The organism is Pseudomonas sp. MS646 (assembly GCF_036693845.1).
GTDB lineage: Bacteria > Pseudomonadota > Gammaproteobacteria > Pseudomonadales > Pseudomonadaceae > Aquipseudomonas > Aquipseudomonas chlororaphis_E.
The window spans coordinates 3,246,384-3,264,656 of sequence record NZ_CP144763.1 but is presented as its reverse complement, the minus strand read 5'-3'; the positions used below and the strand labels follow the sequence as shown (position 1 = coordinate 3,264,656).

Below are 18,273 nucleotides of genomic sequence, written 5' to 3'. Positions count from 1 at the left end.
TTCAGTCCCTTAACCGCGTGGGGTCGTCGCGGCCAGTTTGCCCGCCGCTCCGGACGCTGCCTTGGAAGGCGCGACTTGAGGCAGGTTGCTGGCTTCGAGCGCTTTACGTTGTTGTGCCAGGGCCGCGAGGGTGTCGTCGCTGGCCATCGGTACTGTTTCAGGCGTAACCGGCGAACCCGGACGTGCCCGTTGCAGCCCCTTGACGATGATGGTGTCGTTCTTGCTCAGGCCGTTGCGCACGATGCGCAGGCCTTCGATCTTCGGCCCCAGCTCGACGGCGCGGTAGGCCGGCTTGTTGTCGGCGTCCATCACCAGCACGAATTTCTTGCCCAGGTCGGTGCCGACGGCTTCGTCGTTGATCAGCACGGCGGAGTAGGTGCCGCTGCCCACCAGTTTCAGGCGGGCATACAACCCTGGGGTGTACTCGCCGTCCTTGTTGTCGAACACGGCGCGACCGCGGATGGTGCCGGTCTGCGGGTTGACCTGGTTGTCGACGAAGTTCATCTGGCCCAGGTGCGGGTTGCCGTCCTCGTTGGACAGGCCCATGTAGACCGGCGTAGCCTGGCCGCGCTGGCCCTGGCGGGCGAGCTGGGTGTACTTGAGGAAGACCCGCTCGTCCGCGTCGAAGTAAGCGTAGACCTTGTCGGTGGACACCACGCTGGTGAGCGGCGTGACGTCGGCGGTCACCAGGTTGCCGGCGGTGATCTGCGCGCGGCTGACGCGTCCGCTGATGGGCGAGGTGACGCGGGTGAAGCTCAAGTTCAGCTTGGCCAGGTCCAGTTGTGCCTGGATGGCCGCGACGACGGCACGGGCTTCCTGGGCGGCGGTGGTGCGCGAGTCTGCCAGTTCGGCGGAGATGGCGTTGCTCTGGCGCAGGCGGTCGCCGCGCTGGGCTTCGTTCTCGCTACGGGTCGCCGTGGCGCGGGCCTGGGCCAGTTGGGCTTCGAGCCGACGGACCTCAGCCTGGAACGGGCGTGGGTCGATCTGGAACAGCAGGTCGCCCTTCTTGACCAGCGCACCTTCGGTGAAGGCTACGTCGTCGATCTGCCCCGAGACCCGTGGACGGATCTCGACGGTTTCCGGTGCTTCGAGGCGCCCGGTGAATTCATCCCATTCGTTGACGGGTTGTTCCAGGACCTTGGCGACGCTGACTTTGGCCGGTGGCATGGAGGCCGCCGTGTCCGGGGTCTTGCCGCAGGCGCTCATCACCAGCACCGCCAGCAGGGCGAGGGGAAAACGCAGTTTTGAAAGTGAATGTTCCATGGATAGCATCCGCCAATGTATTGAGAATGGGCGGATGATGCGTGGCGTGCGTCAAGGGAACGAATCGAATGAAATAAAGGTAACTATCATTCGGAATGATATAAGCCATCGATAACGCCTCTAGTCCGGGGCTTTCGTTAGGCTGCTATCAATAAAACTAATGATGGCTGGCTGACGAGGGGCGACCTCGCCAGCTGTCTACCTCGGCAGGTAGACGTCATGGATTCGCTTGATCGCGCCCTCCGCGCGAAGGGCGTCCACGGCTTTGCGCAGGTCGTCGACCATCTTCGGGGAACATTGCTTCGAGCAGGCCAGGTAGAGATCGGCATTGCTGCCCACCGGGCTCATGAGCAATTTGCGCTTGGACACCTTGGGCCAGATGTAGCGGCTCTCGGGCACGCCGTTGAACCAGGCATCGATGCGCCCCATCAGCAGGAGTTGAGCCGGGTTCTCGCCAATGGCCAAGGGGTAGATCTGGTCATCGCGAAAGCCCTCGGTGCGCAGGATCTCTTCTTGCGCACTGCCCAGGCCGACGCCGATCTTGTGGAAGGTGTCCCGCGCCTGGGCGAAGCTGTCGACCCGCTGTTCCAGGCTGAAGAATGCCCGCTCCATGGGCATGATCGACGCGATCCAGGTGAAGCGGTTCTCGCGGCCCGGTATGCGCGACAGCGGGGTGATCAGGTGATCGTGTTCCTCGCTCACGTGTTTCTGCGCCCTGGCCCAGGGCAGCACGTGGATTTTCACCGGATAGCCGGCCTTGGCCATGGCCGCCACGGCGACATCGCCGACGATTCCGTAGCCCCTGGGATCGTCGACGAACGTCAGCGGCGGTGCATCGAGGATGTGCAGTTCAATGACGGGAGGCTCAGCGCTCGCCGCGCGGGCAGCCAGCAGCGCCAGCAATAGGCAAACTCGGTACAGCGCTTTGCTGGGGGCATTCAAAACGCGTTGGGTCGGACTCATGGACGATACTTCAGGCATTGAAAGTGGTGCGCCAATCCAGGCGTGCGGGGCGCCGGTTACAACGTCTACAGGCCGGCTTCTTTATAGGAGGCAGAGATTCGGATACGCCACGATCGTTCCATCCGGTCACGTCCGTAGTGCCACCTTGGCCTGATTGCGTGTTTCTGAAGGTATAGATCATTTACTTGGCGCAAGCCTCGGATTTGGATGAGCAGCGGCTCGATGGATAGCCGGTACAAGATCACGTCGTAACAGCCCGCCGTCGATGAGTCTCGAACTCGCTCTCACAAGAGTTTTGGCAGATTGCATCGATTCAGGCTTCGTCTGGGGCCCACGTCGGTGTGCCTGCTCGTGGTGATGGACTTATTATCAGCTTCTCCTGACATGTCTGCTGCCGCCTGATACGTCAGCGCATCCCTCGCTTAGGTTCGGTCTGTAGGTCTTTTTAACCGTCTTTTGTGGGGCGATTCCCTTTATGCGAATCGAGGCGCGCTCACCCTATCCCATCCTGCATTTTGTCCCCTACATTGGGTCCGGTTATTCGCAGTTGCAGTAGGCAGAGCATTGTTAATGACCAGCGGTAAGAACGACCAGCGTAGACATTCGCTTTCACGCTCCCGACGGGCCAGTGGGCAACGTTTGAGGGCCACGCTAGGAGAGCACTACATCTCTTTCGCTAGTTCTTCGGAGCTGCTTAGCATCAGCCCGCAGTGTCTGACGAATTGGCTCGCTAAATGCGTATAGAGCAGTTGGCGCGTTTGCTCAGCGTGAGTGAAGAGTGGCTGGCAACGGGGGAGGGAAGGCGAGCCTTGTCACTCGATGATCATCTCTTCCTGAGCGACAGAGCTTCCCGAGACAGACAGGAGATACTCGGCTGCTCTTTGGCAGAGCCTTGGGTGCGATGAGCGGATTACCAACCTCAGTGGCATGAGTGAGACGGGATCAATGTCCAAGCGCTGTCCCGATGAACCGCGAAGCGACAAAGTCAGTTCTGTCCATTGATGATCATCTGGGCCAGCGCAATCACCGTCTGTATCGACATCACATCCTCGCCCCCATAGATGTTCAGCGATGCTATAGAAAGTCGGTAGGGAACCCTGCGGCGTGATTGAATGGAGTAATGAGTCTTCATGATTCGTTGTTTCGCCTATCACGACGGAAGGGGCTCGATATTTGATGTATAGCGAACAGAGTCAACACCATGGCCATGTCGCCAAGTATAACGGGTGTTCGTGGTCAGCTTCGGAGCTTTCGAATAGCTTGGAGCGCAGGCGCTGGAGTTATTTTTTTGCGTTTGTATCTACTGAACGAACGTCGCGAGCTGCTTGCGCTGGCTGTCGATATCGGTCGTACATGCGGGCGGTGCCCGGAATCGTTCACCCATCATCTTTCTTACGGCTTGCTGAGTAGTCATTAGGAGGAGCAGGCCAATAGCCCATTCCTCAGCATTCCGCCTGACTATCTAGGACATGCGAGTGATGGTAGTTCTGGCCACTCCTTGCGTGCCCATTTAACACTGTTCGGAATTTCATCGTTTAGACCCAAACCCTGCCGTTGGTCGAAAATCGATTAGCCTTACATGCCGTCTCATGGGAATAGAAGCAGGAAGCGAACTCAGCTTATCCTTACTAAAGATCATTACAATCAATGACTTATAAAAAAGATGTGAGTGCAACTGGCTGACCTGACCTGAAAGTCGATTTGCATTGGAAGCTCACAATTAGGAAGCACATGGATTGGGTGATGGCTTTTTGATATCTTTCAAGAAAAGCTGCCATACCAACCATAAACACATATTCGTAAATTCGGATAAGCGCTGTGCCGTGTTTGGTTATAAGGCGTGGTGCTATATATAGTTTTCGAGAATCCAATCAATCTGACGAATGGGCGTTGCGTTTTGGCGGGAGTTTGGTATGGCAGGTCGAAGGTATTTAGAATTATTTGTTATTTGGTATATAGCGAAAGTCGAGTGTGTGTGATTTTTATAGCATTTATAAGCGTTTAATGCTGCCGAAAAAAATTAGACTCTTTGGTATTGGGCACATCCTGGAACGAAAAATCTTTTCTACAGGTAGGAAGGAGTAAAGTTTTTAGGCGTTGAGCCGAGCTAATGGAATGGATTTTTAAGTGATCGCTTCCTGGATAAGCAGTAATGAATCTCATTGACTCGGTTTGCCGATGTGTACTTATTGCGGGCTGCGCATCGAGCCCTTTAGCTTTTTCTTTTGATCGTTCGTCTTCAGATCACGCCGATCTTATTGGTGTGTACCAGTCTGCATTTAAAAACGATGCACAACTGGCTGCGGCTCGCCACGCCTATCTGGCTCAGCGCGAAGCGGTACCCCAAGCTCGCTCCGGTCTGCTGCCCAATTTGACGGCTGGTGCAACCTCAGAAACAGTTCGTTTGGAGCGCGACGAACCCTCGCTCAGTCGAGAGCGCAGCGGGACCACGTTTCGAGCCAATCTCAGTCAGCCCCTTTTTCGCGTCGACCGATGGTTTCAATTGAAGGCGGCAGAGTCGAGTGTCGCTCAAGCGGAGTTGGAGCTTTCGGTTAAGGTGCAATCGTTGGCGTTGACTGCCGCTGAGGCATACTTTGAGACGTTGCGTCAGCTTGATGCTCTGGCAGCGGTCCAGGCTGAAGAAGCCGCTTTGCTCCATCAGCGCGATCAGGCGCAAGGCAGGTTGGAAGACGGAGCATCGAGCATCACTGACGTGTACGACGCTCAAGCGGCCTATGACAACGTGCAAGCGAATCGGCAAGTGGTGCAGCGAAAGGTTGACGATGCGTATGAAGCATTGGGTCGTTTGACCAACCGATCCTACAGCACCATTTCTGGAATCGGACATCAGCTCCCCGTCGAATCCCCGATCCCTAACGAGGCACAGTCCTGGGTCGACACAGCGGTTCGTCAGAACCTGCAGTTCCAAGCCAGTGAGCAAGCCGAGCAAGCTGCTGCCCAAACCCTCAAGCAGCATAAGGCTGGCCATTTACCCACGATCGATGCGGTAGCCTCTTACCGTAAGGGTGACAACGATAGTTTCGGTTACAGCAACCCTACCGACTTTGGCCGCAACGGCTATCGTGACGATGTTTCGCAGAGCAGCATCGGCATTGAGCTGAATATTCCAATCTATTCAGGCGGAATGACCCGCTCCAAAGTTAAAGAGTCAGCCGAGCGGCTTTTGGAAAGTCAGGACCAAAAGGAAGATCGACGTCGTGAGATTGTGCTGAACACTCGAAATGCGTTCAGAAGTGTCAATACTGATATCGCGCAAATTGCTTCCCGCCGCCAAGGCATTGTCTCTGCCAGAAAATCCGTCGAGGCCAATCAGGTCGGAGTTGATATCGGCTCGCGAAATATCGCGGATGTACTGACTGCGCAAAGGCAACTGTATGCAGTGGTTCGCGACTATAACAACGCACGCTATGACTACATTATCGACAACCTGAAGCTGAAGCAGGCCGCAGGGACTTTAAGTGTTGATGACCTCAAATCCTTATCTGTCTATTTGAAGCAGGATTACGTGCCGGAGCGAGATTTCCTTCCTCCGGGAGTTTGAATGGATTTTGTTTGATGCTTCCCCAGGCATCAAAGTTTTCTTAATCGTGATTTTTATCGTGCCAGAGGCTCGGGCTGTCGCCTGCGCAAGGAATCTGTAACCGCAATGATCGAAAGCGAAGCGGGCGAATCGACGCCTGAAAATGCGCCCCTATTTGACACCGGATTAGCTTCTCTTGTGATGCTCGCTCGGTTTCATCAAGTTGCGGCTTCCGCTGAGCAACTCGCTCATGAGTTCGGCAGTGTCGACCGCCCCTTTTGTCAGGCGGACATGCTGTTAGCGGCACGTAAGCTTGGTCTCAAAGCTAAGGCCGCGAGCACGACCATCGACCGACTTCATCGCACACCGTTGCCAGCCATCGCTACGGATGTGAATGGCGCATTCTTCATCATCGCGCGCCTGGACCAAGGCAAGGTGCTGATCCACAACCCAGCCGTGCAGCGGCCCGAAGTGATTACTTTTGAGGCGCTTGAGTCTCGCTGGACGGGCCAGGTGCTACTGATTCGCTCGGAGGCAAATACGTCTGGTGAATCATCTCGATTCGACTTCACCTGGTTTATTCCCGCCATCGTCAAATACAGAAAGCTGCTGGGCGAAATCATGCTGGTTTCGTTCGTGTTGCAGATATTCTCGCTGGTGACCCCGCTCTTCTTTCAAGTGGTGATGGACAAGGTGTTGGTGCACCACGGTCTGACTACCCTTGACGTCATTGCGGTGGGGTTGGCCGTGGTGATGCTGTTCGAATCGGGTCTGACGGGACTGCGCAGCTATGTATTTGCCCATACGGCCAGTCGCATTGATGTGGAGTTGGGCTCCAAGCTGTTCCGGCACTTGATCACGTTGCCGCTGGCCTATTTCCAGGCCCGGCGTGTTGGTGACTCCGTAGCGCGGGTCAGGGAGTTGGAAAACATCCGCAGCTTCCTCACCGGTAACGCGATCACCTTGGTCCTCGACGTACTGTTCTCGGTCGTGTTCCTGGCGGTGATGTTCTACTACAGCGGTTGGTTGACCCTCATCGTCCTGGCGTCGTTGCCGCTTTATATTCTGGTGTCGGTGCTGATTACACCCGTACTGCGCTCACGGTTGAACGACAGCTTCGCCAGAGGCGCTGAGAACCAGGCGTTTCTGGTCGAGACCGTTAATGGTATCGACACCCTCAAATCGATGGCCGTCGAGCCCCAGGCCATCCGTAAATGGGACAACCAACTGGCCGGTTACGTGGCGGCCGGTTTCAAAACCCAGACGCTGTCTACCATCGCTAACGAAAGCGTGTCACTGATTGGCAAATTGGTCACGGTGGCGACCCTATGGGTGGGGGCTCGTTTGGTCATCGATGGGCAGTTGTCTGTAGGTCAACTGATTGCCTTTAACATGCTGGCCGGTCGTGTAGCGCAACCGATCATGCGCCTTGCGCAGCTATGGACCAACTTCCAACAGACCGGCGTCTCCGTGCAGCGCCTGGGTGACATCCTCAATACGCGCACCGAGATGGCTCAGGCGACGCGCAGTTCGCTGCCGCCGATTCGCGGACATGTCGAGTTCGATCAGGTGCACTTCCGCTATCGCCCTGATGGGGCGGAGATCCTGCGGGGGGTAAGCCTTCGCATTGAAGCGGGACAGGTAATCGGCGTTGTCGGACGCTCAGGCTCTGGCAAGAGCACTTTGACCCGCTTGCTTCAGAGGTTGCACGTCCCGGAGCGAGGGCGGGTATTGGTGGACGGAATGGATCTTGCGCTGGCAGACGTCTCTTCGTTGCGCCGACAGATTGGTGTAGTGCTGCAGGACAACATGCTGTTCGCTCGCAGCATCCGTGAAAACATCGCGCTTGCCGATCCCGGCGTACCGCTGGAGAAGGTTATTCAGGTAGCCAAGCTCGCAGGCGCCCACGAGTTCATTCTGGAGCTTCCAGAAGGCTATGACACCGTAGTGGGTGAGCATGGTGCCTCGCTGTCCGGTGGTCAGCGGCAGCGGGTCGCTATTGCTCGCGCACTGATGGGTAACCCCAGGATCCTGATCTTTGATGAAGCTACCAGCGCACTCGACTATGAGTCGGAGCGCGTTGTGCAGCAGAACATGAAGGACATCTGCAAGGGGCGCACGGTCATCATCATTGCCCACCGGCTCTCAGCCGTGCGCGATGCCAATCGTATTGTGGTGGTAGACCGCGGCCAGATTGTGGAGCAGGGCAGTCATGCCGAACTCTTGAACCATCAGGCTGGGCATTACTCACGTTTGTATCGTTTGCAGCAAGGAGCCAGCAATGTCTAACGCTGAAACGACAGGCTTACTGCGACGGTACCGGCACGTCTTGCGCGAATCCTGGAGAGCCCGCCGAAGCATGGATGCGCCGAAGCGCCTGGCGCATGAAATACAGTTTTTGCCAGCTTCTCTTGAACTACAGGAGCGTCCGACACATCCGGCACCTCGGGTGTTCATGTGGGCGATCATGAGTTTCGCGGCATTAGCCTTGGCCTGGGCGTGTATTGGCAAGATCGATGTCGTGGCGACCGCCACCGGCAAGATCATCCCCAGTGGCAAGAGCAAGGTTATTCAATCCAGTGAAACGGCAGTGGTCAAAGCCATTCATGTCCACGATGGTCAGACTGTAAAAGCCGGTGAGTTGTTGTTGGAGCTGGACTCTACTGCCGCAGAGGCTGACGTGGGCCGCGTGCAAAGCGACCTGTTAGCCGCTCGAATCGACAGCGCTCGGGCAAGTGCCATGCTTGATGCCATTGATCAACAGCGAGCGCCCAAAACTCTGAATGGCGCGATTCCGGGCGCCGATCCCGAGCATGTGTTGGCTGCGGAGCGTTGGCTGCAAGGCCAGTACCAAGAGTACCGCAGCGGCTTGGAGACCGCTGAGGCCGAGATCGCTCAGCGCCAAGCCGACATACAGTCGGCCCGGGGCCAGGTCGCCAGTTTGCAGAAGACCCTACCTATCGTCGCGAAGCTCGCGGATGACTACCGGCATCTTTTGGAGAAGCAGTACATCGCTCGCCATGCCTACCTGGAAAAAGAACAGGCTCGGTTGGACATTGAACGGCAGTTGAGCGTGCAACAAGCCAGTTTGTTGCAGTCCTCAGCGGCGCGGCAGGAGGCTGAACGCAGAAGAGCTGGCGTGGTGGCCCAAACCCGACGGTCTATGCTGGATTTGTTACAGCAGGCAGATCAGAAGGTGGCGTCCTTGAAGCAGGATTTTGCCAAAGCTGAATATCAGGATGGGTTGACGACACTGGAGGCACCAGTGGATGGGACGGTGCAGCAGGTGAATGTACATACGGTGGGAGGGGTGGTGACGCCGGCACTGCCGCTGTTGACGATCGTACCCACCGGGCAGCCGGTTGAGGTTGAAGCTGTGTTTGAAAATAAAGATGTTGGGTTTGTGCATCCGGGGCAGGCCGTCACTGTAAAAGTCGAAACATTTACATTTACCAAATACGGAGCGGTTGGCGGTGAAGTTATAAGTATTTCTGATGACGCCGTTGAGGACGAGAAACGTGGTTTGATTTACAGCGGTAAGATACGGCTTGAGTCGGATCATTTAACGGTGAAAGGACAAAATATAAGGTTGTTGCCTGGCATGGCGGTCACCGCGGAAGTCAAAACGGATCAGCGTAGGATAATCGAGTACTTTCTAAGTCCGTTGCAAATTGCAGTTAATGAAAGTTTGCGAGAGCGATAGTGGGAGGAGCATGGTTGCTAAAAACTATGTGTTTATTCCGCAAATTAGGTTGGGGGGTGGTCGTCACGTCGTTCCAGGTGGGGTTGTTCTTATGAGTTCTAGTGATGTATGGATTAGGGGTGGGCAAAGATGCAAATAAGAAAATATTACAAGCTGGTTGTCCTGTCGATTGTTTCAATTCTATTTCTTTTTGCCACGGTAAATATACGGGCGGAAGGGCAGCGCGTTGAACTCAGACTTGAGGGCTCTAGCAGTGTTTCGGAGAAGCTAGTCGATGTGCCGCGAGACAGTCGTTATTCAATTCGCGTGGATTATTATTATGATGCGCACAATCTGGCTAGTCGGGCAGATTTGTGGAGGGCGGTGGGGGGCTTGCATATGGAGGCGCCTGGTAAGGCCGTTGAGTCGGGAGCTCCTTTTGATGTGCAAGTTCAGCTTATAGAGGAATCATCTGGTCGCCAAGTATATAAAGCAACCAAAAAAAATCCAAAGTTATCCTCTTGGGGTGAGGGTGTTTTGCATGCTGAAGTTGCTGATTTATTTCTTAAGTCGGGACGTTATCGTTTGATTGTTCGGCGCGATGGCTCCGCGGAAAGCATAAGGCCAAATAGCGCCACAGTTACTTTTATCAAAGCGTTTTACGGTAAATAGAGGAATTTATGCCTAAGTTAATGGTCAACGTCGCTAGTCGTGGCACCCCTTTATCGGATGGAGGTGCGTCTCAAACTGGGCATCTATGGTTTGAGTTGGTTTCAGATGATGGAAGCGCTCTAAGCTTCGGTTTTGCTCCCATCGAAGACGGAAGTCCCTACGGGCCTGGCGAAGTTAAGCGTCATGACGATGAACATTACTTAGGAACTGAATATAGTCAACAGATAAATATAACTGACTATCAATATCAAACCCTGCTCGATTTTGCGCAGAGTCCAGAGGCATATAATTTCAGTCTACAGTATTCAGGGATCAATAATAGTTGCATTGATTTTGTGTGGAAAGCACTAAGTCTTGTGGATCTTAACTCTGAAGGGTACGAGGGTGCAATCTGGCCGACAAGTAATATTGAGGCATTAAGGGCGCATCTTATTATGCCGTGGACTCAAGAACTTAATAATAAGTTGATCTTGGATATGAAACGGGCATTCGGTACTGCAGAGATAACGAGAAGTCCGATCATTTTGGATCTAGATGGAGATGGTGTCGAAACACTTGGCCTATCTGCTGGCATCCATTTTGATCACGATGGTAATCAGTTTTCCGAAGCGTCAGGCTGGGTGGCTCCAGATGACGGGTTATTGGTTCTCGACAGAAACGGAAACGGTACGATTGATGCCGGCAGCGAGTTGTTTGGTAATAACTCGATGGGAGCAAACGGAAATAAGGCTGCAAATGGTTTTCTATCATTAAGCGCGCTTGATGAAAATGGAGATGGCGTATTTGATGTGCGCGATTCCGCTTTTTCGCAAGTGCGGGTCTGGGTAGATGATAATTCTGATGGTGTCAGCCAGTCTGGTGAGCTTTATTCTCTTGAAAGTGTGGGAGTCGCCGCTATCAATACCGGGTACGAAGAACCTGGCGCTGTTGATGCTAATGGTGATGTTTCAGCGTCGGTTATAGATGCTAGTGGCAATCAACATCGTCAGGTGGGAACTTTTTTGCGCACGGACGGAAGTATTGGTATTGCGGAAGACGTCTGGTTCATAGCGGACGGTGCGGACACGATTGACCTAGCTGAAACGACTATACCTAGCGCTATCAGTATACTCCCTAATTTGGATGGATTTGGGAATGTACATAATTTGCATACCGCAATGGCGCTTGATGCTTCGGGGGAGTTGAAGTCGCTTCTTGAACAGTTTGTCAATGCCAATGATTCAACTACGCGCCAAAACTTGGTCATTGACATCCTATATCATTGGGCCGGGGTCGAAGATATCGATCCTGAAAGCCGTGCAGCAACTCAGATCTATGGAAACGTAATCGGGGATGCGAGGAAACTTGCGGTATTAGAAGCGTTTCTGGGTGAGAATTACTTGGGGACTTGGTGTTGGGGAACTCGTGATCCCAATCCCCATGGCCCGGCGGCAGCAATCTTGCTCCAGTCTTTTGATAATCTTATGGCGGCCGTTTACGGCAAGCTAATGCTGCAAACTCATTTCTCATCAATGTTTGATGGTGTGGAAATTGAATTGACCGAAACTGGCAGCGTTTGGAATGTGTCCTCTATAATTTCTAAGCTGAAGGTGCAGTTCGACAATGATCATGAAGCTGGAGCTGTGTCTATAACTGAGTTTGGAAGGAGTCTTTCTGAGCTTGGAGATTTCGGGCGTGGTTTGATCGAACGGCTCCAGCTTGCCCCTGCGACCGAAGACGGACTTTTCGATAGCTTGTTAAAGAATATCGGAAAAGATAGTTCTTTTGGTGGGTTTGGGAACGATGTCCTCAATGGTACGGGCCTGGATGACTCTTTGTATGGATTCAGTGGCAATGATCGTATATACGGAGGTCTAGGCGATGATCTGTTGTCGGGCGGTGTGGGGGAAGATTATCTTGCCGGTGGAGATGGTGCTGATGTCTACGAATTCGGTAGGGGCGATGGAAAGGATACCATTTTTAATGCCGATCAAGACGTAAGTGGTTCTAAAATTGACAAGCTGCTATTTGGTCCAAGCATAACCGCAGCGGATATTATAGTTCGACGCAACTACTATGATCTGATTTTGGAAATAAAGGGTACGTCGGATTCAGTTACGATACAGAGTTATTTTGACGAGGATACTGTTGCTAATCATGGTTACGCGGTCGATCGCGTCGTATTTGATGACGGCAGCTTTTGGACAATTGACCAAATAAAGATGGTCGTACAACGTCCAACCGACGGGAATGATGTCATTTGGGGTGATGCCTCTATCAATACCCTCAAGGGGGGCTTGGGCGATGATAAGTTATATGGTCTTGCTAATGATGACCTTCTTGATGGGGATGAGGGGAAAGATTTAGTCAACGGTGGTGATGGAAATGATGTGCTTGCAGGTGGCGAGGGTGATGATAGCCTCTACGGAAGCACTGGCAATGACGTCTTGATAGGCGGATTTGGGAACGATTTCCTAGAGGGTGGCGAAGGTTCAGATACTTATCAATTCGGCAAGGGTTGGGGGCAGGATACAATTAATAATCCTCAATTAGGCGTCGCCGAATTCGATGCCATTACATTTGCCGATGGTATTACTTCTGAGGATGTTATACTCAGCCAATCTGGCACAGACTTAGTCATTTCCTTGAGGGGCACAACAGATCGTCTGACGATAAAATATTATTTTGAACCGTCGGGTGGTCTCTCTTACCGAGTTCAGCAAGTTAACTTCGCTGATGGAACTGTGTGGACGTCAGATTTCATTAGCACCATGGCCCAGAATGGATTTGAGGGGGACGACCTTCTGCCAGGAACCGATGCTGCTGACTCGTTGGTAGGGGGATTGGGTAATGACACTTTGCACGGCCAAGGTAGTAACGATAGCTTGAGAGGGGACGACGGCAGCGACACTCTCTATGGTGGCGGCGGTGACGACATCATCCATGGTGGTAGTGGAAACGATATTCTTGATGGTGGAACTGGTAAGAATCAGCTTTTTGGTGAGGCGGGCGAAGATGTAATCCAGGTCGCCTACAACTCAACGGACAATACTTTAGCCGGAGGAACCGGTAACGATACGTTGACCGGCAGCTACTTTTCAGACACTTATTTGTTTAATTTAGGTGACGGTCAGGACACAATCTCGGAATATGATCCCGGTTATAGCGCTACGGATGTTCTTCGTTTCGGCGAAGACATACTCGCCAGCGATATCTTGATGCGTAGGACTGGTTCCGATTTGGTGTTCATGCATCGTAATGGTATCGATCAGGTAACCCTAAAAGCAGTGTTCGATCGAAATACTTCTGATAGTAGCGCTCTTGCTTCGGCCCTTATTGAGCGTATTGAGTTTGCAGATGGCACAACCTGGACATGGTCGGATATGGTTGCAGCGGGTCTGAGCCAGACGGGGACCGCGGGGGCGGACAACTTGGTTGGTTTCAATGGCAACGACATCATCCATGGAGGAAGTGGAAACGATACCTTGGATGGCGGAGCCGGTACCAACCAACTGTTCGGGGATGCCGGCGATGATGTAATCCAAGTCGCCTATAACTCGAGGGATAACACATTGGCCGGTGGGACCGGTAACGACACATTGACCGGTGGCTACTTTTCGGACACTTACGTATTCAACCTGGGTGATGGCCAGGACACTATCACGGAGTACGACGCCGGCCACTCGGCGATGGACACCCTGCGTTTTGGCAGCGGTATTCTCGCCAGCGACATTGTGATGCGTCGGACTGGTTCTGACTTAATGTTCCTGCACCGTAATGGCTCGGACCAAGTGACGGTTAAGGGGGTGTTTGACCGCAATGGTAGCGATGCGAGCGCTATCACCTCGACCCTCATTGAGCGTGTTGAGTTCGCCGACGGCACGTTCTGGACATGGTCGGACATGGTTGCGGCGGGTCTGAACCAGACGGGCACGGCGGGCGCCGATGCCTTGGTCGGTTTCAATGGCAACGACAACATTCACGCTGGCGCTGGAAACGATACCTTGGATGCCGGGACCGGTACCAACCAGCTGTTTGGAGATGCCGGAGATGATGTAATCCAGGTCGCCTATAACTCAAGGGACAACATATTGGCCGGTGGGACCGGTAACGATACGTTGACCGGAGGTTACTTCTCAGACACCTATCTGTTCAACTTGGGAGATGGGCAGGACACGATCTCGGAATACGACGCTGGTTTTAGTGGCATCGATACCTTGCGGTTCGGGGCGGGGATTCTGGCTAGCGACATTCAAGCCTACAAGTCAGGCGCTGACGTCGTTTTCATGCACAACAATGGCACTGACCAAGTCAGAATCAAAGGCTGGTTTGACGGGACGACGTCTAGTGCTTCTGTAGTGACGCAGAGCGTTCTTGAGCGTATCGAGTTCGCCGACGGCACAGTGTGGTCATTTTCAGATATTTCCTCCATCAGCTTGGGCCAAGTTGGCACGGAGCTGGGGGATGTGTTGGCTGGCGGTTCGGGGAACGACAACATTCGGGGTGGGGACGGGGATGACATTATCGACGGCGGAGCGGGAGTCAATCGGCTGTACGGCGATGCAGGGGACGACAGTATTCAAGTCGCTTCTAGCTCTAGAGATAACATTTTGGCTGGCGGTACTGGAAAGGACACGCTGAAAGGTGGCTACTTTTCGGACACTTACGTGTTCAATCTGGGTGATGGTCAGGACACGATCACCGAGTACGACGCCGGCAACTCGGCGACTGACACCCTGCGTTTTGGCAGCGGTATTCTCGCCAGTGACATTGTGATGCGTCGTGTTGGCTCTGACTTGGTACTCCTGCACCGTAACGGCTCGGACCAAGTGACGGTCAAAGAAGTCTTTGACCGCGATACTTCCGCTGCCAGTGCCGTAACCTCGACTCTCATCGAGCGTATTGAGTTTGCAGATGGCACAACTTGGACATGGTCGGATATGGTTGCAGCGGGTCTGAGCCAGACGGGGACCGCGGGGGCGGACAACTTGGTTGGTTTCAATGGCAACGACATCATCCATGGAGGAAGTGGAAACGATACCTTGGATGGTGGAGCCGGTACCAACCAACTGTTCGGGGATGCCGGCGATGATGTAATCCAAGTCGCCTATAACTCGAGGGATAACACATTGGCCGGTGGGACCGGTAACGACACATTGACCGGTGGCTACTTTTCGGACACTTACGTATTCAACCTGGGTGATGGCCAGGACACTATCACGGAGTACGACGCCGGCCACTCGGCGATGGACACCCTGCGTTTTGGCAGCGGTATTCTCGCCAGCGACATTGTGATGCGTCGGACTGGTTCTGACTTAATGTTCCTGCACCGTAATGGCTCGGACCAAGTGACGGTTAAGGGGGTGTTTGACCGCAATGGTAGCGATGCGAGCGCTATCACCTCGACCCTCATTGAGCGTGTTGAGTTCGCCGACGGCACGTTCTGGACATGGTCGGACATGGTTGCGGCGGGTCTGAACCAGACGGGCACGGCGGGCGCCGATGCCTTGGTCGGTTTCAATGGCAACGACAACATTCACGCTGGCGCTGGAAACGATACCTTGGATGCCGGGACCGGTACCAACCAGCTGTTTGGAGATGCCGGAGATGATGTAATCCAGGTCGCCTATAACTCAAGGGACAACATATTGGCCGGTGGGACCGGTAACGATACGTTGACCGGAGGTTACTTCTCAGACACCTATCTGTTCAACTTGGGAGATGGGCAGGACACGATCTCGGAATACGACGCTGGTTTTAGTGGCATCGATACCTTGCGGTTCGGGGCGGGGATTCTGGCTAGCGACATTCAAGCCTACAAGTCAGGCGCTGACGTCGTTTTCATGCACAACAATGGCACCGACCAAGTCAGAATCAAAGGCTGGTTTGATGGAACGAGCTCCAGTGCGGCTGCCGTGACTCAGAGTGTACTCGAACGTGTAGAGTTCGCTGATGGAACCTCATGGTCTCTGGCTGATATCGCAACTAAGGGCTTTCGCCAAGTCGGTACAGCCGGGAACGATAGCCTATCGGGGTCGAGCGGTAACGACAGCATCAATGGTGGAGACGGTGATGACCTACTGGATGGCGGATCCGGTACGAATCAGCTATTCGGTGATGCAGGCAATGATGTTATTCAAGTCGCTTACAATTCAAGGAACAACACACTGGCCGGCGGCTCGGGTAACGATGTCTTGACTGGTGGTTATTTCTCGGACACATACGTGTTCAACCTAGGTGATGGTCAGGACACTATCAGCGAGTATGACGGCGGTAACGTAGCGACGGATACTCTACGTTTTGGCAGCGATATTGTCGCCAGCGACATTGTGATACGTCGGACTGGTGCTGACTTAATGTTTCTGCACCGTAACGGCTCGGACCAGCTAATGGTTAAGGGGGTGTTCGACCGCAATGGTAGCGATGCGAGCGCCGTCACCTCGACCCTCATTGAGCGCGTTGAATTCGCAGACGGCACATTCTGGACATGGTCGGATATGGTTGCAGCGGGTCTGAGCCAGACGGGGAACGCGGGGGCGGACAACCTGGTTGGTTTTAATGGCAACGACATCATCCATGGAGGAAGTGGAAACGATACCTTGGATGGCGGAGCCGGTACCACCCAACTGTTCGGGGATGCCGGCGATGATGTAATCCAAGTCGCCTATAACTCGAGGGATAACACCTTGGCCGGTGGGACCGGTAACGATACGTTGTCCGGTGGTTATTTCTCAGACACCTATCTGTTCAACTTGGGTGATGGCCAGGACACGATCTCCGAATACGATCCGGGTTACGGCGGCCTCGACACCTTGCGGTTTGGTTCCGGAGTCCAAGCCAGCGATATCCTCATGCGCAGAACCGGTTTCGACTTGACCTTTCTTCATCGAAACGGGACTGATCAGATAACAGTCAAAGGCTTGTTCGATGGCGTGACCTCGAATACAAGCTCTGTAAGTCAAAGCGTCATCGAACGTGTCGAGTTTGCCGATGGCACGTATTGGACTTGGTCCGACATGGTTGCAACAGGATTGAATCAAACGGGCACGGACAATGCCGACACCATGCTCGGTTGGAATGGTAACGATATTATCTACGGCGGAAGTGGAGACGACACACTAGACGCGGCAGGCGGAACTAACCAACTGTTCGGTGATGCTGGCAACGATTTGATCCAGGTTGCTACGAACTCAAGGGACAACCTCCTGGTTGGCGGCACTGGTAACGATACTCTGACGGGCGGCTACTTCTCAGACACTTATGTGTTCAACCTGGGAGACGGTCAGGACACGATCTCCGAGTACGACCCTGGTTATGGTGGCATCGATACCTTGAGGTTTGGGACAGGGATCCTGGCTAGCGACATCCAAGCTTACAAGTCAGGGGCGGACGTCGTGTTCATGCACAGCAACGGTATAGACCAGGTCAAAGTTAAAGGCTGGTTTGACGGGGCGACGTCGAGTGCTTCTGTGGTGACACAGAGCGTGCTTGAGCGTGTCGAGTTCGCCGACGGTACGTCATGGGCTCTGGCGGATATCGCAGCTAAGGGCCTGCGGCAGGTAGGCACAGCAGGAGCCGATAGCCTGTCGGGCTCCAACGGCAATGACAATATCTATGGCGGTGCTGGTAACGACGTGCTTGACGGCGGAGCCGGTACTAACCGGTTATTCGGTGAGGCTGGGAACGACGTGATTCAGGTGTCTAGCAACTCAAGAGACAACACGTTGTCGGGAGGGGCAGGGGACGACACATTGACCGGCGGATACTTCGCGGATACCTATCTGTTTAACCGCGGCGATGGCCAGGACACTGTCAATGAGTATGATCCAGGCTATGGAATGAGCGATACCTTAGCGCTTGGGACGGATCTTAGCCCTCAAGACCTTTGGTTCCGCAGGAGTGGGTCTGATTTGGAAATAAGCGTCGTTGGCGGAGACGAGAAGCTGACAGTCAGTAACTGGTATCAAGGGGGTGTTTATCACATTGAGGCCATGAAATTGTCTGACGGAAAGACGTTGCTTGATAGTCAAGTTCAGAGTCTGGTCGACACGATGGCTTCGTTTGGTGTGGCTCCAGGTGCTGAAATGACCATTACCACGGATCAGCGAGCTCAGCTTGACTCGGTACTGGCAGCAAACTGGAAGTAAGTTGCCGTAAACGTTCCTTTCACATT

Annotated in this window: 7 protein-coding genes; 5 read left to right on the top strand and 2 right to left on the bottom strand. The window is 53.8% G+C overall.

The features are described from left to right. Positions 1-9: 9 nt before the first annotated feature. Complete coding sequence (locus V3H56_RS14380) at positions 10-1,263, bottom strand: efflux RND transporter periplasmic adaptor subunit (protein ID WP_042730128.1); 1,254 nt, start codon at positions 1,261-1,263, stop codon at positions 10-12. Between the two features lie 198 nt (positions 1,264-1,461). Then, a complete protein-coding gene (locus V3H56_RS14375) occupies positions 1,462-2,226 on the bottom strand; it encodes a transporter substrate-binding domain-containing protein (RefSeq protein ID WP_042730127.1) in 765 nt (254 codons plus the stop codon). 2,152 nt (positions 2,227-4,378) lie between these two features. On the opposite strand from V3H56_RS14375, the gene V3H56_RS14370 reads away from it, so the two are divergent. The 5 genes from V3H56_RS14370 (at position 4,379) to V3H56_RS14350 (ending at position 18,247) form a co-directional block, all read left to right on the top strand. Beyond that, positions 4,379-5,788, top strand: coding sequence for a TolC family outer membrane protein (locus tag V3H56_RS14370; RefSeq protein WP_042730126.1), 1,410 nt, complete (start codon positions 4,379-4,381; stop codon positions 5,786-5,788). Between the two features lie 105 nt (positions 5,789-5,893). After that, positions 5,894-8,056 (top strand): type I secretion system permease/ATPase, encoded by a 2,163-nt coding sequence (locus tag V3H56_RS14365; protein WP_042730125.1) that lies wholly within the window; start codon positions 5,894-5,896, stop codon positions 8,054-8,056. Continuing rightward, positions 8,049-9,470, top strand: coding sequence for an HlyD family type I secretion periplasmic adaptor subunit (locus V3H56_RS14360; RefSeq protein ID WP_042730124.1), 1,422 nt, complete (start codon positions 8,049-8,051; stop codon positions 9,468-9,470). The genes V3H56_RS14365 and V3H56_RS14360 overlap by 8 nt, the downstream gene beginning before the upstream one ends. Positions 9,471-9,599: 129 nt before the next feature. Beyond that, positions 9,600-10,121 (top strand): hypothetical protein, encoded by a 522-nt coding sequence (locus V3H56_RS14355; protein ID WP_152622921.1) that lies wholly within the window; start codon positions 9,600-9,602, stop codon positions 10,119-10,121. 8 nt (positions 10,122-10,129) lie between these two features. Next, the gene (locus V3H56_RS14350) at positions 10,130-18,247 is read left to right on the top strand and encodes a calcium-binding protein (protein WP_338473496.1); all 8,118 of its coding nucleotides are present in this window, start codon (positions 10,130-10,132) and stop codon (positions 18,245-18,247) included. Positions 18,248-18,273 lie beyond the last annotated feature (26 nt).